Source organism: Bradyrhizobium sp. BRP22, assembly GCF_020194175.1.
Lineage (GTDB): Bacteria > Pseudomonadota > Alphaproteobacteria > Rhizobiales > Xanthobacteraceae > Bradyrhizobium.
Window position 1 is genome coordinate 92,618 of record NZ_JADYVX010000021.1, and the last position, 19,660, is coordinate 112,277.

The window sequence follows — 19,660 nt, forward strand, 5'->3', positions numbered from 1 at the left end:
AAAAGCAGAACGGCCGCCCGATTCAAGCGGCCGTTTCTTTTCGTCGTCCCGGCGAAGGCCGGGACCCATAACCCCGACAGCGTCATGTCATCAGATCACCACGACCCTGGTGCCGACATTGACGCGGCCATAGAGGTCGATGACGTCCTCGTTGCGCATGCGGATGCAGCCGGAGGAGACGTTGGTGCCGATGGTCCAGGGCTCGTTCGAGCCGTGGATGCGATAAAGCGAGGAGCCGAGATACATCGCGCGCGCGCCGAGCGGATTTTCCGGTCCGCCAACCATGTGCCTGGGCAAATCGGGGCGGCGTGCCAGCATTTCCGGCGGCGGCGTCCAGTCCGGCCATTCGCGCTTGGCGGAGATCGTCTTGACGCCCGACCAGGTGAAGCCGGGACGGCCGACGCCGATGCCGTAGCGCAGCGCCCTGCCGTCGGCCTGCACGAGATAGAGGAATTTGTTGGGGGTATCGACGACGATCGTGCCCGGGCTTTCCTTGCCGGTGTAATCGACAAGCTGCTTCTCATATTTCGGATCGAACGGCCGCTGCGCGGGATCGGCCGCCTGCTCCTGGCGCATCATCGGCTGTTGTGGATCCATTGGCGGCAGCATCATGCGCCGTTCACCATAATAGCCGGGCTGCTGCTGATACATCGGCTGCCGCTCGTAGGATTGCGCGGAGCCCTGGTCGGGGCCGTCGCCGAACAGGAATTCGATGAAGCCGCCGCCGAGGTTGGACGCCCTACGCACCGGCTGAGGCGGCGACTGATAGGAGTAGATCACGGTCGGCTCGGCGAGCGGCGCGCCGTCAATCGCAAAGGCCTGATGTGGAGCGGCAAGCAGGGATGACGCGCCGGCAATAAGCGCAAAGAATGTTTTCTTCATCGACGTACTCTGTACTGTTTCGTCAATCGTCAGCCGCTCTCGGCGTGCACGCCCGCGGCATGCCGCCAATCAAAATCAAAACCGCATCGGTTTGGTAAACGTAGCGAGCGTTTGGATTCACCACGTCGGCAATCGGGCGTGGATTTCAAACTTAGCGTTTATTTTGCTTAAATGCCGGACGTACATGGTTAATCGCTGGTATGCGGCGCGGCGCGAAACGTGCGCGGCAAAATGTTCCTATGTGAACTCCCTATTAAATCGCTTCTGCGTAGAACAGCAGGAGTGAAGGGGCGGGAATAGTCTCATGTCGGTTAATCGTAAGCGTTTTCGTGTTGAACAAGCCATTATGGGCGACATGCCAATGCCGGCACCAGTTGTGGTGGAGGGCGGCGAAATCGGTCCAATGCATCGGGAGATCATGGCGGAGCTTCGCTCCATCCGCGCGCAGATGGCACTCGGCGGCCACGCCCAGCGTCCGGCCGCAACCGAAGCCACCGAGGCGGCGGTGGCGCGCGAGGTCGCCGAAGCGCACGCGCTGCTCGACACCTATCGCGCGCAGATCGAGCAATGCGAGAAGCTGAAGGTCGAGCTCGACCTGATCCACGACGCCATCAACCGCACCAAGCGCGAGATCGCGGTGTTGCACGGCAAGAGCTTTGACGGCCAGGAGATGGCCAAGGTGAACGGCGAGCTCGGCGCCGTCGTCGGCGGCACCGAACAAGCCACCCAGCAGATCCTCGAGGCGACCGAGGCGATCGACCAAGCCGCCACCGCGCTGACCAAGGTCGCCTCGCCCGAACAGCAGAAGCTGCTCACCGAGGATATCCAGGAGCGCGTGGTGTCGATCTTCGAGGCCTGCAACTTCCAGGACCTCACAGGTCAGCGCATCAACAAGGTGATGAACACGATGAAGTTCATCGAGCAGCACATCAATGCGATGATGGATATCTGGGGCGGTGTCGACGCCATCAAGGCGCACGCGCCGCCGATCATCGACACCCGCGAGGGCGACGCCCGCCTGCTCAACGGCCCAAGGCTCGACGGCGACGTGGGCCACGCCTCGCAGGACGATATCGACGCGATGTTCGACTGAGCGCAGTTCGACGGACACAGCAAAAACGCCGGCGCGATGCCGGCGTTTTTTGTTTTATGCGCGGCGGGCCCCCTCCGCTGTCATCGTCCGCGAAGGCGGACGATCCAGTAAGCAGCGGCGTCTCTGCTCAAGCACAGACGGCGGCGGTTACTGGATGCCCCGCCTGCGCGGGGGCATGACGGACAAAGCGCCAGCCCTCACGCCCGTGGGGCGCAGCGGACATAGACCATGTTGCCGTAGCGGACGGCGGCGTCCTTGTCGACGAAGCGGGTGATCATGACGCGGCCGTCGAAGGAGACGATCTCCCGGTCCTGCTCGGTGCCAGCCGGACCGGGCGGGCCGATATAGTTCTTGCCGCTCGGAGAGCCTTTCAGGCGCAGTTCCTGCGGAGTGGCCTGGTCGGCGAGATGCATGACCACGCCTCCGGTCTGGCCGGCGCCGATTACGTAAGGCTGCCTGCACTGATCGCGCGCCATCTTCTCGGTGCGGGCGCGATCCGCGGGATTCTGGTAGGAGGCCAGGCCCCAGCGGCCGACGATCTCGTCCGAACGGATGGTGGCGCGCATTTCCGGCGCCGCCTCCGGCTCGGGCGCGGGCCCGGGATTGGACGATAGCGACGGCAGGTTGACGCTGCTGCACGCTCCCAACAGAAGCGTCAGCGCCGAGACGGTCGCAAATTGCGCAACCGCGCGCGCAACACCTGATCCGATCATCCGTGTTCCCCCGAAATATCCTTGGGCTGCATATCCTTGGGTCGCACCCGTCCTGCAACCAAGCGTAAAAGGTAAGGCAGAGCAATGACGTCGAAACGATGACGTGAAAACTCCGACTGGGTTCTGATTTGGTTTGCTTGCAGCATCCTATATTGGCCTCACCAAGGCCTTAACCACTTTGCTTGACAGGAAAGGCGCCAAGCCATATTTCCCGGCCCACAAATTAGCACTCTGGCGCGACGATTGCTAAGGCGCCGGACTGTCCTGCCCGCAAGCCGTCGACCGGCCGGCATTCAATCCCGGCCCCGATGAACGAGACCTGAAACCGAGCCTCCAAGAGGAAACGTCATGGCTAAATCCAAATTCCGCCCGCTGCATGACCGCGTCGTGGTCAAGCGCATCGAAGCCGAAGAGAAGTCCAAGGGCGGCATCATCATCCCGGACACCGCCAAGGAAAAGCCCTCGCAGGGCGAAGTCACCGCCGTCGGGCCGGGCGGCCGCGACGAGACCGGCAAGCTGATCCCGATCGATGTCAAGGTCGGCGACCGCGTGCTGTTCGGCAAGTGGTCGGGCACCGAGGTCAAGCTCGATGGCGAGGAACTCCTGATCATGAAGGAGTCCGACATCATGGGCGTTCTGACCTGACGTAATCTATCGAAACGGCTGCAACATCCACACACGTCATGCCCGGGCGCGGGCCCGGGTATCCATCGCACTTCAAGATCGATTGCCGGCTCATTCCCGATCAGGTCGGGGACAGGGTCCGGCAATGACGACAAAAGAATGCCGCCCAGCGCCCTCAATCATTCCAGGAGCAAGATATGGCTGCCAAAGACGTTAAATTTTCTGGAGAAGCCCGCGAACGCATGCTGCGCGGCGTCGATGTCCTTGCCAACGCGGTGAAGGTCACGCTCGGCCCGAAGGGCCGCAACGTCGTCATCGAAAAGAGTTTCGGTGCCCCGCGCATCACCAAGGACGGCGTTACCGTCGCCAAGGAGATCGAGCTCGAGGACAAGTTCGAGAACATGGGCGCGCAGATGCTGCGTGAGGTCGCCTCCAAGACCAACGACACCGCGGGCGACGGCACCACCACCGCGACCGTGCTGGCGCAGGCGATCGTGCGCGAGGGCGGCAAGGCGGTTGCCGCCGGCATGAACCCGATGGACCTGAAGCGCGGCATCGACATCGCAGTGCACGCCGTGGTCAAGGATCTCGAGAAGCGCGCCAAGCCGGTCGCCGCCTCCTCCGAAGTCGCCCAGGTCGGCACCATCTCGGCCAATGGCGACACCGCGATCGGCAAGATGATCGCCCAGGCCATGCAGAAGGTCGGCAATGAGGGCGTGATCACGGTCGAGGAGAACAAGTCGCTGGAGACCGAGGTCGACATCGTCGAAGGCATGAAGTTCGACCGCGGCTATCTCTCGCCTTATTTCATTACCAACGCCGAGAAGATGACGGCCGAGCTCGAGGACGCCTACATCCTCCTGCATGAAAAGAAGCTCTCGGGCCTGCAGGCGATGCTGCCGGTGCTGGAAGCCGTCGTGCAGTCCGGCCGGCCGCTGCTCATCATCGCCGAAGACGTCGAGGGCGAGGCGCTGGCGACGCTGGTGGTCAACCGCCTGCGCGGCGGGCTCAAGGTCGCCGCCGTCAAGGCGCCCGGCTTCGGCGACCGCCGCAAGGCGATGCTGGAGGATATCGCGGTCCTGACCGGCGGTCAGTTGATCTCCGAAGAGCTCGGCATCAAGCTCGAGAACGTCACGATCAAGATGCTCGGCCGCGCCCGCAAGGTCGTGATCGACAAGGAGAACACCACGATCGTCAGCGGCGCCGGCAAGAAGGCCGAGATCGATGCCCGCGTCACCCAGATCAAGGCGCAGATCGAGGAGACCACCTCCGACTACGACCGCGAGAAGCTGCAGGAGCGGCTGGCCAAGCTGGCCGGCGGCGTCGCGGTGATCCGCGTCGGCGGCGCCACCGAGGTCGAGGTCAAGGAGAAGAAGGACCGCGTCGAGGACGCGCTGAACGCGACCCGCGCCGCGGTGCAGGAAGGCATCGTGCCCGGCGGCGGCGTGGCGCTGCTGCGCGCCAAGAAGGCGGTCGGACGTCTCTCCAACGACAATTCCGACGTCCAGGCCGGCATCAACATCGTGCTGAAGGCCCTCGAGGCCCCGGTGCGCCAGATCTCGGAAAACGCCGGCGTCGAAGGCTCGATCGTGGTCGGCAAGATCCTCGAGAACAAGTCGGAGACCTTCGGCTTCGACGCCCAGACCGAGGAATATGTCGACCTGGTCGAGAAGGGCATCATCGACCCCGCCAAGGTCGTGCGCACCGCGCTGCAGGACGCCTCTTCGGTGGCAGGCCTGCTGGTGACGACGGAAGCCATGGTGGCCGAACTGCCGAAGGAGCCGGCACCGGCGATGCCGCCCGGAGGCGGCGGCATGGGTTTCTGAGCCCGATACCCTCGCGATCGAGTCAAAGGGCCGCCTTCGGGCGGCCTTTTCGCATCCGGACTGGAGGTACTGAGTTCTGATTAGATCAGAACCGAATAGTCGCCGAGTACTCCCTTGTCAGGTCAGGCTGATGGCGGCGAGCAGCAGGCAAGCGGCGTAGACCATTGCCAGGCTGAGGCCGACGATGCGGGCCTCAAAATGCGATTCCATTTTTTTCTTTCTCCTCACGGCGAGAACAGGGAAGCCGCCGGCGGCGGCCTCCCTCTTACGTCAATCAATTTCCTGAACCACAGTGCGCGTGCCGGGATCCACCAGCATCACGCGGTCGCCGGAATAGACATAACGATACTTCGTGAGCGACGGCCCCCAATCGGACGGCACCGCCTCGAGCTCGACATCACGCGGTACCGTCGCGCCGACGACGATCTTTTCCTTGGTCGTCACAGGACGAACCCTATGCTCGGTGACGTAGGTCTTGATCCTGGTGCGGTACTCCGGCTCGATCTGAACCGTGGTACTTGCGGTCCCGGTCGTCGTCGTGACGGTGCTCTGCGCGAACGCTCCGCTCGACATCAGAGCGACAGCCGCGGAAAGCAAAAGCATCTTCCTCATCTGGATTCTCCTCGCCGCGACATGCGGCGCTCAAAGAACTTCATGCACTCGCACAAGTTCCGAACGCTACGGAACGAATTGCCGTTCTATCCCGTTGTCATACCGCCGATGGAAAACGGCTGGCGGATTGAAAAGGGGAAGTGGAAACAAGTTTCCGGCTCGTTTCCATGGCCTTGCTGATCGTCGCGTTGTTCTGCTTGCCATCGGCGGATGATGTGGAATCTCAAGGTTGCTCTGCGGAGCTCTTGCTAGATTTTCCCGCTGAAAAGTAGTGCACTTGCCGCATGCCCTGATGGGCCAGTGTGACGCCGCGCAACATCAAACTCAAGCGCCGACGCCATAGTGCCGGAAGCCAGGACCCAGCGCCGCCGAGGGAACTGCAGCCGTGCTGCGGAATTCAATGAACCCAACCATTGCGGGACGCGCGCGCTGCCCGTCGCTATCGCGCGAGCAATGTCGCGGCTGTTATGTTTGACTGATTGCTGGAGGATGCATGCCGGTCTCGGATGTGGCTGACAAGATAACGGCATCGAAGCCGGTTGGGCCGCCAAGCTAAAGAATGAAACGGACGTCTGGCGTCGGCGTCGCGCCGTACTGCCGCAGCAGTCGACGAGTGGCGGAATTCCGGTCGTGCGTCGCCTGAAGCGGAAGCGAGCAAATGCTACTGCCATCCCGGCGCATTCCTCATCCGGCTAGCTGAAGAACCCTCTGCAACTGCGGGCGCTCCGATCCGCATAGCCCATTGACCCGGGTTGCCCTGCCGGCACCCCGTCCTGAAGGTCGGCCGTGCATTTTTGGGTTACATCTCTGAAGCGGCCTTCTTTTTCACGAAAGGTTTGCTAGTTACGGCGTTGGCGATTCTGTTCCTCAAGGGGATCCTTATATGCGCGCCCTGCTCTGCTGCCTGTTGGGCCTCATCACGGCCTCGTCGGATCTCGCTCTGGCCCAGATGAAGCTGCCGTCCAAGACGGCGCCGGGCGCGACCGAGACGCGCTATTTCACCTCGATCGACGGCTTGATGGAGGGCAATGCCGACGCGGTATTGAAGGAAACCCGCCAGGGCAAGAACGTCACCGCGGCGGTGCTCGACGTCTGCTATCCCACGGAAAAAGGTTCCGACCGCAAGGACCGCTTCGTCGTCAATCTCGCGGTCAACGGCCAGAACCTGAGCGGCACGACGCAGAGCCTGAATGACAAATCGCCCATCACAGTGAAGCTCGTGCGCAAGCCGACCGGCGACAGCTTCGAATTTCGCGGCCAGATCACGATCGGCCAAGCGGTGACCGAAGTGGCCTCCTCCGACAATACCGACCTCTCGGAGCACGAATTTCAGGAGAGCCAGACCACCGATGACGGCATCACGCCGGCCCCGAAGGATTTCACTGAAGTCTCTCCCGAATCGGTCGGCGTGCGCGTCAAGCTCGACGCGGCGCTGGACTTCCTGAAGAGCCTCAAGGGCCAGGTGGTCGAGGTCGGTCTCTCGAGCCTCGGCATCACCTGCGATGCGCTGCGCGCCGGCGAGCAGACCATCAACCTTACCGTCGATCCGGAACAGGCTGCGGCCTTCGTCGCCAAGGCCAAGGCGATGCCGGGCGTGGTCGCGGCCGGCTGGACCACGGGCAGCGTCGAGATGGATCGCACCATCCGCTTCGCCGCCGCCGAGTGGCTCACCGGCGACAAGATCAACAAGGACAAGATCGCATCCGCAATATCGGGCGTGCTGAGCAAGACGCTGGCAGCAAAGCCGTCATCGGCATCCTGGAACGCCAATACCGGCAAGTTGAAGCTGATGTTCAAGCGTCCAAGCCAAGTCTATCCCGCGCTCGGCCTCACCGAGACCATCGAAATCTCGGCGCTGGTGTCCTCGGACAAGCCCGGCACGTCGGACCGACTGATGCTGTGGGTTTCGAGCCCGGTGGTCACGACCGCCGACGAAGGGTCGGGCCCCAAGCTGAACCTCTCGGAAGACTCCGTTGGCGACGAGGAAGGCGGCGAGCCGCAGGACGACAACGGCTCGATCGAGGCGCTTGCGAGGGAGTTCAAGGCCCAGCGCTGGGACGCCGACAAATCGGCGTGGAAGTAAGGCAGCGCCCGTAGTCCGGGTGAAGCGCAGCGCAACCCGGGGATCGCGTGCAGATGTGGAAGCAGATGTCCCGGGTTGCGCTGCGCTCCACCCGGGCTACGCGGCCGCTAAATTAGTTCGTGTTCAATCGAAAGCGCAAAGTCTTCGACCCCGTGAGCGTGATGGCATCGCCCTGGCGGCGCCAGGTGGCGACATCGGCCAATGCGGCGAGCAGGTCGTCGTCGGCCTGAGCGCGGTCAGGCGGGCAATTGCGCGCTTCCATCGCGCCGGGAACGAAGATGATGGTGTTGCCGGCGACCGAGAACTGGCCCCTGCCGCCCTTGCACCAGAGTTCGATCACCACCTCTCCATTGTCGCCGATGTCGAGCGAGGGGATGCGCTTGGAGCCGGGCATCCGCGCGGCATCGAGCGTCATCTCGAAGCCAAAGGGAAACTCTTCCTGCGCATGAGCCTCGGTCGCCATCACCGTGGCCGCGAGTAGCGCAAGGACGAGGGCCGTTCTCGTGCAATTCCGTGGAACCATGAATCCTCTCTGAGATCACCAACGCGCCCTTTCACTGGACACGTGCGAATACGTCGCGGGGCCTGATGAGATCAGAACGATCTGCATTCACGACGGAGGTGCGTCGTAGCCCGGGTGGAGCGGAACGCGCAACCCGGGACGTCTGCGTCAATATCTACGAGCGGACCCGGGTTACGCTGGCGCTTCACCCGGGCTACGACACGGTGCAAGGAGAGAGAGCGCTACTTCAGCACCATCTCGGTGAACGGGTAGACATAGGCCTGCAGGGTTACGAACAGGCCGACGAGGCAGGCCAGCACGATCGAGTGCAGGAACACGTAGCGCAGGATCGAGCCTTCATGGCCGTACCAGTTGGTGGCGGTGGAGGCGACCACGATCGATTGCGCGTCGATCATCTTGCCCATGACGCCGCCGGAGGAATTGGCGGCGGCCATGAGGATCGGCGAGAGACCCAACTGCTCCGAGGTGATCCTCTGCAGGTTGCCGAACAGCACGTTGGAGGCGGTGTCCGATCCGGTCAGCGCCACGCCCAACCAGCCGAGCAGCGTGCCGAAGAAGGGATAGAGCACGCCGGTTGCGGCGAAGGCGAGCCCGAGCGTGGCGTCGACGCCGGAGAGCCGCGTCAGCGTGCCGATCGCGAGCATCGCCGAGATCGTGATCAGCGAGATCGCGCAAAGGCGGATGGTGCGGCCATATTCGGTGATCAGCCGCAGCGGCGAGAAGCCCATCAGCAGACCCGAGATGATCGCCGCGATCAGCATGCCCGTGCCGGTGAACGACAGCCAGGTGAAGCCGAACACAGCGCCTTCCGGCGTCGGCTTGGCGGCGACCGGCGGCATCTTGTTGATCATCTTGTCGAGCTCGGGGATCGGATAGTTCCAGACGAAGTTGGCATTCGCCCAGGCCTTGAACGCGCCGTTGCCCCAGATCAGCATCAGGATGCAGACGATGATCCACGGCAGAAGCGCGCTCCAAAATTCACCTTGCGTGAGCGGCGTCTTGTCCAGCGCCTTCGGCGTCGCCATGGTGGCGGCCGATTCATCGTGGTTGCGCAGCGCCGGCGACAGCCAGAGTTGCCGCGGTTGCCAGACGCGCAGGAACAGGATCAGGCAGCCCATCGAGATCAGCGAGGCGCCGATGTCGACGATCCACGGATTGATGTAGTTCGAGATCACGAATTGCGGGACCGCAAAGGAAACGCCGGTGACCAGGATCGCCGGCCAGACCTCCTTCATGCCCCGCCAGCCGGCGAACGCCCACACCACCCAGAACGGCACGATGAGCGAGAACAGCGGCAGTTGTCGGCCGACCATCGCGCCGAGCACGTAAGGGTCCAGACCGGTGACCGAGGCAAGGCCCTGGATCGGCGTGCCCAGCGCGCCATAGGCGACCGGCGCGGTGTTGGCGATCAGCGACAGGCCGGAAGCCGCGAGCGGCGAGAAGCCGAGGCCAATCAGGACCGCGCCGGTGATCGCGACCGGCGTGCCGAAGCCGGAGGCGCCCTCGAAGAACGCGCCGAAGGCGAACGCGATCAAGAGCAGTTGCAAGCGGCGATCCTCGGTGACACCGCCGACCGCGCGCTTCAAGAGCTCGAACTTCCCGGTCGCCACCGTGATCTGGTAGAGGAAGATGACGTTCAGCACGATCCAGCCGATCGGGAAGAAGCCGGTCACCACGCCGAGCAGCGTGGCGCGGATCGACATGTTCGCAGGCATGGTGAAGACGAAGATCGTGATCAGGTTGGTCACGATCACCGCGATGATGGCGGCGACATGCGCCTTCACCCTGCCGCTGGCGATCAGCACCAGCAGCGTGACCACGGGAACCGCGGCTGCGATGGTCGAGAGCGCGGCGTTGCCGAGCGGGTTGTAGATTTGATTCCACATTTTTGTTGTTCCTCCCCAACGCTGGCTGTCGGCGCCTGCGAGGGCGTGAAGCCGGCGCGATCAAGATGATGTCGTGCGAAAAAGGCCTGCGCGAGTCGGCACGGCCGAAACGCTCACAACCTCGCGAAATCAGAAAGTCCCCCGCCCCGCGTCGCGGCGGCATGCTAGGGTTGACTCTCATGCTGCGACAAGTGGACGCTGACCGCGGAACCTACGACTTTAGTCTAGACGTTCCCTGATTGTCCCGATTTTTCAAGCCTTTGTAGATGGCCCTCCGGAGACGCTAATCTGTGAACAACATTCGTTCGACGCTCACGACGGTGTGGCGCATCGCGGCGCCCTATTTCAACTCGGAAGACAAATGGGCCGGCCGCGGCCTGCTTGCCGCGGTCATCGCAATCGAGCTGGCGCTGGTCGCCAACGACGTGCTGCTGAACCAGTGGCGCAATCGTTTCTATAATGCGCTGCAGGACCACAATTGGGACGCCTTCGTCCGCGAGCTCATCGTGTTCTGCGTGCTCGCAACGGTCCTCACCGGACTGTCGATCTATCAGCTCTATCTCAACCAGTGGCTCCAGATCCGCTGGCGCCGCTGGATGACGAGCAAATATCTCGGCGAATGGCTGCATGACGCCAACCACTACCGCATGCAGCTTCAGGGCGATGCCGCCGATAACCCCGACCAGCGCATCAGCGACGACGTCAAGATGTTCGTCAGCCAGACTCTGGGACTCGGCATCGGGCTGTTGAGCTCGGTCGTGACGCTGGCGTCTTTCGTCGTGATTCTCTGGGGTCTGTCGGCGGCGGCGCCGTTGCATCTGTTCGGCAGTGACCTGTCGTTCCCCGGCTATCTGGTGTGGGGCGCCCTGGTCTACGCCATCTTCGGCACGGCCTTGACGCAGTGGATCGGCTCGCCGCTGGTGCGCCTGGACTTCGATCAGCAGCGACTGGAGGCCGATTTCCGTTTCAACCTGGTGCGGGTTCGCGAGAACTCCGAACAGATCGCACTGCTCAAGGGCGATCGCGCCGAACGTGAGCAGCTGTCGACGCGCTTTAGTCGCGTGGTCTCCAACTGGTACGGCATCATGAGCCGGACCAAGCGGCTGACTGCGTTCACGCAGAGCTACTCGCAGACCGCCGTGGTGTTTCCCATCATTCTCACGGCCCCGGCCTATTTCGCCAGCAAGATACAGCTTGGAACCGTAATACAAACGCTGGAAGCATTCGGTAAGGTGCAGGATGCGTTGTCGTTCTTCATATCGGTCTATCGCACCTTGGCGGAATGGCGCGCGGTGGTTGCCCGCCTCGATGGCTTCGAACGATCTATCGCAGAGGCGGAAAGGATCGCTGCTGATCCCACCGCGGTCAGGGCGGCGCCCGCGGCAAGCGATGCGATCGATCTGCAGCAGCTTCTCGTGGAATTGCCCAACGGCGCCCCGCTGGTTTCGGCGACCGATCTCAAGCTTCGTCCCGGCGAACGCACGCTGGTCACCGGTCCGTCTGGTGCGGGCAAGTCGACGCTGTTCCGGGCGGTTGCCGGCATCTGGCCGTTCGGCAGCGGCTCGATCGTCATTCCCGAGCAGGCATCCTTGATGATGCTGCCGCAAAAGCCCTATTTCCCGATCGGCTCGCTGCACGCGGCGATCGTCTATCCGGCCGAAGCCGAAAAGTTCAGCGCCGACAGGGTCAGGGAAGTGCTCGCCCAGATCGGCCTGCCGCAGCTTGCATCGCGGCTCGAGGAAGAGGGGCACTGGAACAGGATGTTGTCGCTCGGCGAGCAGCAGCGCCTGGGGCTGGCGCGGGCTCTCCTGCATGCGCCCGACTATTTGTTCCTCGATGAGGCGACCGCCTCGCTCGACGAGCCCTCGGAAGCCGCGCTCTATCGTTTGCTGATGGAGCAATTGCCGGCCACCACGATTGTCTCGATCGGCCACCGCTCGACGCTGGAGGAATTCCACCAGCGCAATATCGCGCTGGTCCGCGACGGCGACCGGTTTGCGTTGCGTGAAGCCGCCAACGCCGCCGCGCCGTCTTAAAGCGGGATTGCCACTTGCACCGCTGCACCCCTTCTCCCTGCAAGGGCGAAGGTTGGGATGGGGGTCTGCCGCGAGTCACACTGTCTCGCGTGGAGAGACCTGATCCCCACCCGCTTTGCGCTTCCAGCGCAAACCAACCTCCCCTTTTGAAGGGAGGTTGAGACGGCTTCGCGCCGGCGCCGCGACCGCTACGAAAAACGAAGGGCGGCGGATCGCTCCGCCGCCCCTTGATCCACGCGCGTGGAACTTACTTCAGGTTCGAGATCGCGGTCAGGTCAGCCGAGAGCTTGGCGATACCCGTCGCACCGCACCAGTTGGAGCTGAAGCCACCCGGGTTGATCGGCGTGAAGCTGCCGTCGAAGCGGGCGGTGTAATCGCTGGTGAAGGCGTTGCAATCACCCTTCGAGAGGCTGGTGTCGGTGTAGCGCAGGTCCAGCGTGAACACCTTGTAGGTGAAGCCGACACCGATGTTCCAGGTGTTGTAGCTCGGCTCCGGGATACCACCGGGGTACGGTCCGCCGCCAAGCGGGCTGGGAATGGTGGTGCCATAGAAGGAGTCGGAGGTGCCGAGCCACTGCCGACCGAACTCACCCGAGACGTACATGCCGATGCCGGTCGAACCGAAGATGGTCGAGGGCGCAGTCCACTTCGCGGTGATCGACGCGTAGTTGCCCCAGGCGCCGAGGTTCAGGAAGTTCGGCGAGTAGTACTCGTTGAAACCGACCGTCCACTGGTCATTGATGTTGATGTTGAGCTTGGCGTAGCCCTCATAGAAGCTCGCGCTCTTCTTGGCAAAGTTGCCGTTGATCGGCAGGCCGAGCGTGATCGGATCGGAGTTGCCGAACGGGCTGGCGGCGCAGCTCGCATCCGAACCCGGAATGCCGGAGCCCGGGAGCGCGGCGGCATTGAAGCACGAGCCGCCCGGATACAGGTAGCCCCAGACACCGAAGTCGAAGGCGAAGATGCCGAAGGTCGGACGGATACCGCCGTAGATGTCGATTTCGGCCGCTGCGCGGTTCGGGAAGGAGATGCTCTCGCCGGCGGCGCCGATGTAGAGCTGCAGGTCCTTGGTGACGTTGTAGCGCGGCTCGAAATAGGCGGCGACCGAGGGCTTGTGGTTCGACTGTGTGATGCCGCGGAACACGTAGTCGCTCATCAGCGCAGCGCCGAAGGCGAAATCCCAGGGTTCGAATGGGGGCGGCGGCGGCGCCTTGAGGGCCTTGACGGCCATGTCGGCAGCCATTGCCGAGCTAGAGAACATTGCCAGCGCCGTTGCTAACAAAGCCAGTTTCTTCATGAAGGATCCCCACACGTTCAATACAGTCCAGCTCTTCCGGCCCCCCGGGGCGAGCGATCACCGACTGCGACCAAAATCCGCAGGCAATCTGGAACGCCATGCCCTCCATGTTGAAGCAAAAAAGACGAGCATGTGCCGACTTTTTAGGCGTTCTGCCTTGTTTCGGTGAGGTTGTTGGCGGGTGTTGCAATCTCACAACAACTTTACCGACTTCCGCACCTTGTGAAGGGCATCCGCACCTCTCACACGTGACGACTGAGTCCTCCCCCGCTGCAACGGTCCGGGCCTGCGCTCCGCCGAATCATCCATACCGCGCCCCGATCCGCGCACCCGCAAAACGAAAAGAGCCGCAGCGGCGAACGCTGCGGCTCTCGGGTCAGGTTTGCCTGGTCGCGTCAGGACGGACTGGAGGAGTCCTCCGAGCCTTCCGTCCTCTCCGAAGCGCTGGGGCTAGGGGTTGCCCAGCTCGGACCGAGTTCGGGTTCCGGCGCGGGAGTGGGGGCAGCGACCGGGGCCGCCGGCTTGGGAGCAGCAGCCTTCTTTGCCGCGCTCTTCTTGGCGGTCTTCTTTGGCGCCGCCTTCTTGGCGGCTGTCTTCGCGGCCTTCTTTGCCGACTTCTTCGCGGATTTCTTCGCGGTCTTCTTGGCAGCCTTTTTCGCAGATTTCTTCGCGGTCTTCTTGGCGACCTTCTTCGCAGACTTCTTCTTCGCCGCTACCGCCTTCTTAACCTTCTTGGCCTTTTTCCCCTTCTTACCCTTCTTCGCCTTAGCCATCGTGATCCTCCTGTTGCCGCTGATTCAGTCTGTCGAGCGCTTCGAATAGTCCGCTTGCCCGGATCGGGATCGTGCTTGTTCGAAGCATCTCCCGCCCCGTCCTTTGTCGTGCATGACTCCGCGCAAACGCCTGCGCCTGTCGTGGAGAAAACCGTGACCCGCGTCGCCCCAACACGGCCCCCGGGTCCGGTTCATGCTCGATAGGCAATCGATCAATTCACCCCTGGCCGAGGACCTCCTGTCGCCCAATCGAGAAGCTCAATCGTGTGCACCACAGGAACTGATGTACCGCCGGCAATCTGAACCATGCAGCCAATATTGCCCGCAGCAATCATGTCCGGCTTGATTGTCGCGAGGTTGGCGAGCTTCCGATCGCGCAACCTCATCGCAATGTCGGGCTGGAGAATGTTGTAGGTCCCCGCCGAACCGCAACACAAATGGCTCTCCGGCACATCTTTCACCACGAATCCATTCTTGGAAAGCAATTCTTTCGGAAGGCCTGTGATTTTCTGCCCGTGCTGCAGCGAACAAGCTGAGTGATAGGCGATGGTGACCTCGTCTTTGAGGCGCGGCGGATCAAGTTCGATGCCGGCCAGATACTCGGTGATGTCCTTTGCGAGTGCGGAGACCTTCGCGGCAGGAGCTGCGAATTCGCGGTCCTCGCGCAGCAGGAAACCGTAGTCCTTGATCACGGTGCCGCAGCCTGACGTGGTTACCAGAATGGCGTCGAGGCCGCGCTGTTCCGCCTCCTTCTGCCATGCCGTGACGTTCGCGCGCGCGCGGGCGAGCGCATCGCCATCCTGCCCGAGGTGATGGGTCAAGGCGCCGCAGCATTGCTCGTCCTTGACCAGCACCACCTCGATGCCATGGCGGGTCAGCACATTGATGGCTGCCTTGTTGATGCGCGGAGCCAGCACCTGCTGAGCACACCCCTGCAGCAGTGCGATCCGTCCCCGCCGTCTCCCCACCGCCGGGAACACGCTTCCCGCCGGTGAGCCTGGGGGCGGCAGGCTGGATGGCGCCAGCGCCAGCATTGCCTTGATTCGCCGGACCAGACCTGGGGTGGCCTCGGCCTTGGGCGTCGGCAATAGCGTCGCGAACGGCCGGGCCAACCGGGCCAGCACCATGCTGGTGCGGAAGACGCCGGGTCGGGGCAGCACGAAGCCCAGCACGGACCGCAAGAGCCACTCGGCGAACGGCCTCTGATAATCCTGCTCGATCCTGACCCGCGCCTGGTCGACGAGGTGCATGTAATGCACGCCGGAGGGACAGGTGGTCATGCAAGCGAGGCAAGAGAGGCAGCGGTCGATATGTTTGACCACCTCCGCCGTCGGCGGCTTGTCCTTTTCCAGCATCTCCTTGATCAGGTAGATGCGGCCGCGCGGGCTGTCGAGCTCGTCGCCGAGCAGCACATAGGTCGGACAGGTCGCGGTGCAGAAGCCGCAATGGACGCAGGCACGCAGGATCTTGTCGGCCTCGGCGATGTCAGGGTCAGCGAGCTGGGCGAGTGAGAATTCGGTCTTCATGATGCAGTCCCCCGCGTCAGCCGGCCGCGGTTGAGGATGTTCCTAGGGTCAAAGCTCTGGCGCACGCGTTCGCTGAGATCGGCGAGCCCGCGCGGCTGCGGATGGAACACGTCGACGGTACGCCGCACCTCCTCGGATGCGCGGATCAGGGTGGCGTGGCCGCCGGCGGCTCCAACGCGGCTCCTGACCTGCGCGGCCTGCGCATCCGCCTTGGGTGGCACCGCCGCCCAGATCAACCCGCCGCCCCAATCGTAGATCACGTCGCCGCCGGTCGCCCGCGCCAGTGACTGTCCCAGCGCGCCGCCGGACGCCGGCGGACAGACGATCCGCCACACCGGCCAGGCGCCGAGCGCGCCGTTGGCCGCGAACGGCGCGACGTCCCGCAACGCACTCCAGATCGAGAGGGAGGCGGCATCCTCGATGGTCTCGACCGGTCCGTAGGAAGCGAGCGCCTTGGCGAGACTGGCGGCACGGTGCGCGGCGGATGCCGCAATCCCCTCGAGCCGCAGCAGCGTGACGGCCTGTTCCGACGCCGCCAGAGGAGCGAGCGCAGCATCTGTCGGCCGGAACGCCGAACTGGGCAGATGGGCCGCACCGGAGACATCGAAAGGCGAGCCGAGCGCCGCGGTCATCGCGGCATTGGCGGTGACGTCGTCGAGACCGCGCAGGATAAGCGTGCGTTCGGCCTCAGGCTTCGGCATCACCTTCAGCGTCGCCTCCGTCATGACCGCGAGCGTGCCCCAGGAACCGCTGAGCAATTTACAGAGATCATAGCCGGTGACGTTCTTCACGACCTTGCCGCCAGTCTTGAAGCTGTCACCGAAGCCGGAGACGGCATGGGCGCCGAGCAGATGGTCGCGGACGCCGCCGGACTTGATCCGGCGCGGCCCGGCGAGCCCCGCCCCGATCATGCCGCCGATGGTGCCGCTGCCCTTGGTGCCGAGCAGCACCGAGGTATCGACCGGCTCGAAGGCGAATTGCTGATTCTTGGCATCGATCAGCGACTGGACGTCGGCAAGCGGGGCGCCGGCCTGCACGGTGATGATCAGTTCGTTCGGCTCATAGGAGACGACCGCGTGCAGCGCGGAGAGATCGAGCACCGCGTTGGTCGCCATCGGATGGCCGATTCCCCGCCTGGAACCATGACCGATGATCTCAAGCGGCTGCTCGCCGGCGATCGCCGCCCGCACCACCTGCTCGACGTCTTGAGCATCTCGTACCTTCCGGATATCCACGCCTACCGCCCTGCCTTTCCACCGCCGCCGCCTTGTTGTCCCGCAACCCCTTCTATAGGCATCAATGCCGGAGACAAGGGCACCGTGCCGGACGATGGAGGTTTCGCTACACCCCGCCCGCGATCGATTCGGCCCGCGATCGTGGCGCCGCTCCTCGCTGGCACACTTCGAACAACATCGAAATGACTTCGATCATCATTCGTCCGATATCGAATTATCATCGGTGGCCACGGATGTAGGAAGCAGCTTCCGCGCAACCTCAATCAAAGGAGCAATGGCCATGGGTCAATATGCAATCGACAAGACCGTGAACGAAGCCGTCGGCGATGGCGGCTTGCTGGTGGTCGCGCAATGGGAGGCGAAGGAAGGCCAGGCCGACCGGATTGCCGATATCCTGTCGCGCTTCCTGCCCGAAGCGCAGCGCGAGCCCGGTGCAAAGCTGTTCCTGATCTCGCGCGCCAAGGATAATCCGGCGCAGTTCCTGTTCTACGAACTGTTCCGCGACGAAGCCGCCTTCAAGGCGCATCAGGAGAGCGCCCATTTCAAGACCTATATCGCTGGCGAAGCCCTGCCGCTGCTGGCAAAGCGCGAACGCGTGCAATACGCGCTGCTGTGATTGTCGCTTGTAAAAGTGCCCGTTCGTTGCGCCCTCGCCCCTTGTGGGAGAGGGCAGCTCCGCTGCCGGCACCGGACCCACTTGGGTGAGGGGTTGTTTCCACCAGCACCATCGCCGGTGGAGGCAACCCCTGATCCGGCGCTTCGCGCCACCTTCTCCCACGACAAGGTGAGAAGGGAAGGAATGACGGGCTAGAGCTTTTTCGGTTCTGATTGAATCAGAACCGAAGCTCTAGATTCTTGTTTTGACGCGTTTTCTTCACGCGAACCGATATCCACTTCGCTCGAAAACGCTCTAGAACCGCGGAATATCGGGAAATGCCAGCTTGCCGCCGTGCACGTGCACGCGGCCGAGTTCGGCGCAGCGGTGCAGGGTCGGAAACACCTTTCCGGGATTGAGCAGGCCTTGCGGATCGAAAGCGCATTTCAGCCGCTGCTGCTGGTTGAGATCGACCTCGGAAAACATTTCCGGCATCAGGTCCCGCTTCTCGATGCCGACGCCATGCTCGCCGGTGAGCACGCCGCCGAGCTCGACGCAGCAGCGCAGGATGTCGGCGCCAAAGGCTTCGGCCCGCTCCATCTCGCCGGGCTTGTTGGCGTCATAGAGAATGAGCGGGTGGAGATTACCGTCGCCGGCATGAAACACGTTGGCGACGCCGAGCTGGTATTTTTCCGAGAGCTCGCGGATACGCGCCAAGGCCTTCGGCAGCGCGCCGCGCGGGATGGTGCCGTCCATGCAGAGATAGTCGGGCGAGATCCGCCCCACCGCCGGGAACGCGGCCTTGCGGCCGGCCCAGAACAGGTTGCGCTCGGCTTCCGAATTGGAAATCTGCAGGGTCACCGAGCCGCAGCCCTTTGCGATGGTCTCCACCCGCGTGATCAGCTCATCGACCTCGATGCTCGGGCCGTCGAGCTCGATGATCAGGAGCGCCTCGACGTCCAGCGGATAGCCGGCATGGACGAAGGCTTCGGCGGCGTGGATCGCGGGCTTGTCCATCATCTCCATACCGCCGGGGATGATGCCGGCACCGATGATCCGCGCGACGCATTCGCCGGCCGCCTCGACCTCGGCGAAGCCGACCATCAGCGCGCGCGCGGTCTCCGGCTTCTGCAGGATGCGCACGGTGATTTCGGTGATGACGCCAAGCAGGCCCTCCGAGCCCGTGATGATTCCCATGATGTCGTAGCCGGCGTTCTCCGCCGATTTGCCGCCGATGCGCAGCACCTCGCCGCTCATCAGCACGATCTCGCAGCCGAGCACGTTGTTGGTGGTCATGCCGTATTTCAGGCAATGCACGCCGCCGGAATTCTCCGCGATATTGCCGCCGATCGAGCAGGCGATCTGCGACGACGGATCGGGCGCATAGTAGAAACCGGCATGCGCCACCGCCTGGCTGATCGCAAGGTTGGTGACGCCGGGCTCGGTGACGACGACGCGGTTGTCGAAATCGATCTCGCGGATGCGCTTGAACTTGCCCAGGCCCAGCAGCACGCCGTCGGCGAGCGGCAACGCGCCGCCGGACAGCGACGTGCCGGAGCCACGCGGCACCACCTTGATGCCCTGCTCGTGGCAGTATTTCAGCACTCTTGAGACCTGCTCGGTGGTATCGGGCAACACCACAACCATCGGCGGCTGGCGATAGGCCGTGAGGCCGTCGGATTCGTAGGCCAGCATCTCGGCTGCGCTGTCGATCACGCCCTCGCCCGGCACGATCGCCCGCAATGCAGCAACGATCTCCCCGCGGCGGCTGAGAACCGCCTGATCGGCGGCCGGCATCATGATGGCCATGCGGATCCCTCCAAACGTTGCGCTTTATCGATTTGTCCGGGAAAATCAAGCATTTCCAGGCTCAAATGGGAAGGCCGGCGGAAAGTCCGGTTGCTCCGGCAAGTCAAGTTCGCTCTCGGACAAGCGTGCCACCGCAAACCCTGTCAA

At 63.3% G+C, this 19,660-nt stretch carries 16 protein-coding genes; 6 read left to right on the forward strand and 10 right to left on the reverse strand.

Features of this window, described 5'->3' with window-relative positions:
* Nucleotides 1–90: 90 nt before the first annotated feature.
* Entirely contained in the window at nt 91–882 is a 792-nt protein-coding gene (locus I6F35_RS24300) for a L,D-transpeptidase (RefSeq protein ID WP_225120180.1), read from the reverse strand.
* A 304-nt stretch (nt 883–1,186) separates the two neighbouring features.
* On the opposite strand from I6F35_RS24300, the gene I6F35_RS24305 reads away from it, so the two are divergent.
* Nucleotides 1,187–1,975 (forward strand): protein phosphatase CheZ, encoded by a 789-nt coding sequence (locus I6F35_RS24305; protein ID WP_225120181.1) that lies wholly within the window; start codon nt 1,187–1,189, stop codon nt 1,973–1,975.
* Nucleotides 1,976–2,172: 197 nt separating this feature from the next.
* On the opposite strand, the gene I6F35_RS24310 is transcribed toward I6F35_RS24305, so the two are convergent.
* Entirely contained in the window at nt 2,173–2,688 is a 516-nt protein-coding gene (locus I6F35_RS24310; RefSeq protein WP_225120182.1) for a hypothetical protein, read from the reverse strand.
* Between the two features lie 348 nt (nt 2,689–3,036).
* Between I6F35_RS24310 and I6F35_RS24315 the strand changes: the two genes are divergently transcribed.
* Entirely contained in the window at nt 3,037–3,333 is a 297-nt protein-coding gene (locus I6F35_RS24315) for a co-chaperone GroES (RefSeq protein ID WP_130582605.1), read from the forward strand.
* A gap of 176 nt (nt 3,334–3,509) precedes the next feature.
* Complete coding sequence (gene groL, locus I6F35_RS24320; protein ID WP_225120183.1) at nt 3,510–5,138, forward strand: chaperonin GroEL; 1,629 nt, start codon at nt 3,510–3,512, stop codon at nt 5,136–5,138.
* A gap of 270 nt (nt 5,139–5,408) precedes the next feature.
* On the opposite strand, the gene I6F35_RS24325 is transcribed toward groL, so the two are convergent.
* Entirely contained in the window at nt 5,409–5,750 is a 342-nt protein-coding gene (locus tag I6F35_RS24325) for a DUF1236 domain-containing protein (protein WP_225120184.1), read from the reverse strand.
* An 883-nt stretch (nt 5,751–6,633) separates the two neighbouring features.
* On the opposite strand from I6F35_RS24325, the gene I6F35_RS24330 reads away from it, so the two are divergent.
* The gene (locus I6F35_RS24330) at nt 6,634–7,833 is read left to right on the forward strand and encodes a hypothetical protein (protein ID WP_225120185.1); all 1,200 of its coding nucleotides are present in this window, start codon (nt 6,634–6,636) and stop codon (nt 7,831–7,833) included.
* Between the two features lie 112 nt (nt 7,834–7,945).
* Here I6F35_RS24330 and I6F35_RS24335 read toward each other — a convergent pair whose 3' ends face one another.
* A complete protein-coding gene (locus tag I6F35_RS24335; RefSeq protein WP_225120186.1) occupies nt 7,946–8,356 on the reverse strand; it encodes an META domain-containing protein in 411 nt (136 codons plus the stop codon).
* 221 nt (nt 8,357–8,577) lie between these two features.
* Nucleotides 8,578–10,242 (reverse strand): L-lactate permease, encoded by a 1,665-nt coding sequence (locus I6F35_RS24340; RefSeq protein ID WP_225120187.1) that lies wholly within the window; start codon nt 10,240–10,242, stop codon nt 8,578–8,580.
* Between the two features lie 290 nt (nt 10,243–10,532).
* Between I6F35_RS24340 and I6F35_RS24345 the strand changes: the two genes are divergently transcribed.
* On the forward strand, nt 10,533–12,278 hold the full coding sequence (locus I6F35_RS24345) for an ABC transporter ATP-binding protein/permease (protein ID WP_225120188.1): 1,746 nt from the start codon (nt 10,533–10,535) through the stop codon (nt 12,276–12,278).
* A 247-nt stretch (nt 12,279–12,525) separates the two neighbouring features.
* Here the strand turns inward: I6F35_RS24345 and I6F35_RS24350 are convergent, their stop codons facing one another.
* From I6F35_RS24350 to I6F35_RS24365, 4 genes are all read right to left on the reverse strand, one after another.
* A complete protein-coding gene (locus I6F35_RS24350) occupies nt 12,526–13,575 on the reverse strand; it encodes a TorF family putative porin (RefSeq protein WP_225120189.1) in 1,050 nt (349 codons plus the stop codon).
* Between the two features lie 395 nt (nt 13,576–13,970).
* Complete coding sequence (locus tag I6F35_RS24355; RefSeq protein ID WP_225120190.1) at nt 13,971–14,348, reverse strand: histone; 378 nt, start codon at nt 14,346–14,348, stop codon at nt 13,971–13,973.
* A gap of 212 nt (nt 14,349–14,560) precedes the next feature.
* Nucleotides 14,561–15,874: a glycolate oxidase subunit GlcF gene (gene glcF, locus I6F35_RS24360; protein WP_225120191.1), complete on the reverse strand. Its 1,314-nt coding sequence runs from the start codon at nt 15,872–15,874 to the stop codon at nt 14,561–14,563.
* Nucleotides 15,871–17,109: an FAD-binding protein gene (locus I6F35_RS24365; protein ID WP_225120192.1), complete on the reverse strand. Its 1,239-nt coding sequence runs from the start codon at nt 17,107–17,109 to the stop codon at nt 15,871–15,873. Before I6F35_RS24365 ends, glcF begins: the two co-directional genes overlap by 4 nt.
* Before the next feature lie 280 nt (nt 17,110–17,389).
* Here I6F35_RS24365 and I6F35_RS24370 point away from each other — a divergent pair, with 280 nt between their 5' ends.
* Complete coding sequence (locus I6F35_RS24370; protein ID WP_225120193.1) at nt 17,390–17,725, forward strand: putative quinol monooxygenase; 336 nt, start codon at nt 17,390–17,392, stop codon at nt 17,723–17,725.
* A 294-nt stretch (nt 17,726–18,019) separates the two neighbouring features.
* On the opposite strand, the gene I6F35_RS24375 is transcribed toward I6F35_RS24370, so the two are convergent.
* Entirely contained in the window at nt 18,020–19,513 is a 1,494-nt protein-coding gene (locus I6F35_RS24375; RefSeq protein ID WP_225120194.1) for an FAD-linked oxidase C-terminal domain-containing protein, read from the reverse strand.
* Nucleotides 19,514–19,660 lie beyond the last annotated feature (147 nt).

Bases quoted from the DNA above. Each gene is read 5' to 3' on its own strand.
- I6F35_RS24300 (WP_225120180.1), bottom strand. From the start codon at position 882: ATGAAGAAAACATTCTTTGCGCTTATTGCCGGCGCGTCATCCCTGCTT.
- I6F35_RS24305 (WP_225120181.1), top strand. From the start codon at position 1,187: ATGTCGGTTAATCGTAAGCGTTTTCGTGTTGAACAAGCCATTATGGGC.
- I6F35_RS24310 (WP_225120182.1), bottom strand. From the start codon at position 2,688: ATGATCGGATCAGGTGTTGCGCGCGCGGTTGCGCAATTTGCGACCGTC.
- I6F35_RS24315 (WP_130582605.1), top strand. From the start codon at position 3,037: ATGGCTAAATCCAAATTCCGCCCGCTGCATGACCGCGTCGTGGTCAAG.
- groL (WP_225120183.1), top strand. From the start codon at position 3,510: ATGGCTGCCAAAGACGTTAAATTTTCTGGAGAAGCCCGCGAACGCATG.
- I6F35_RS24325 (WP_225120184.1), bottom strand. From the start codon at position 5,750: ATGAGGAAGATGCTTTTGCTTTCCGCGGCTGTCGCTCTGATGTCGAGC.
- I6F35_RS24330 (WP_225120185.1), top strand. From the start codon at position 6,634: ATGCGCGCCCTGCTCTGCTGCCTGTTGGGCCTCATCACGGCCTCGTCG.
- I6F35_RS24335 (WP_225120186.1), bottom strand. From the start codon at position 8,356: ATGGTTCCACGGAATTGCACGAGAACGGCCCTCGTCCTTGCGCTACTC.
- I6F35_RS24340 (WP_225120187.1), bottom strand. From the start codon at position 10,242: ATGTGGAATCAAATCTACAACCCGCTCGGCAACGCCGCGCTCTCGACC.
- I6F35_RS24350 (WP_225120189.1), bottom strand. From the start codon at position 13,575: ATGAAGAAACTGGCTTTGTTAGCAACGGCGCTGGCAATGTTCTCTAGC.
- I6F35_RS24355 (WP_225120190.1), bottom strand. From the start codon at position 14,348: ATGGCTAAGGCGAAGAAGGGTAAGAAGGGGAAAAAGGCCAAGAAGGTT.
- glcF (WP_225120191.1), bottom strand. From the start codon at position 15,874: ATGAAGACCGAATTCTCACTCGCCCAGCTCGCTGACCCTGACATCGCC.
- I6F35_RS24370 (WP_225120193.1), top strand. From the start codon at position 17,390: ATGGGTCAATATGCAATCGACAAGACCGTGAACGAAGCCGTCGGCGAT.
- I6F35_RS24375 (WP_225120194.1), bottom strand. From the start codon at position 19,513: ATGGCCATCATGATGCCGGCCGCCGATCAGGCGGTTCTCAGCCGCCGC.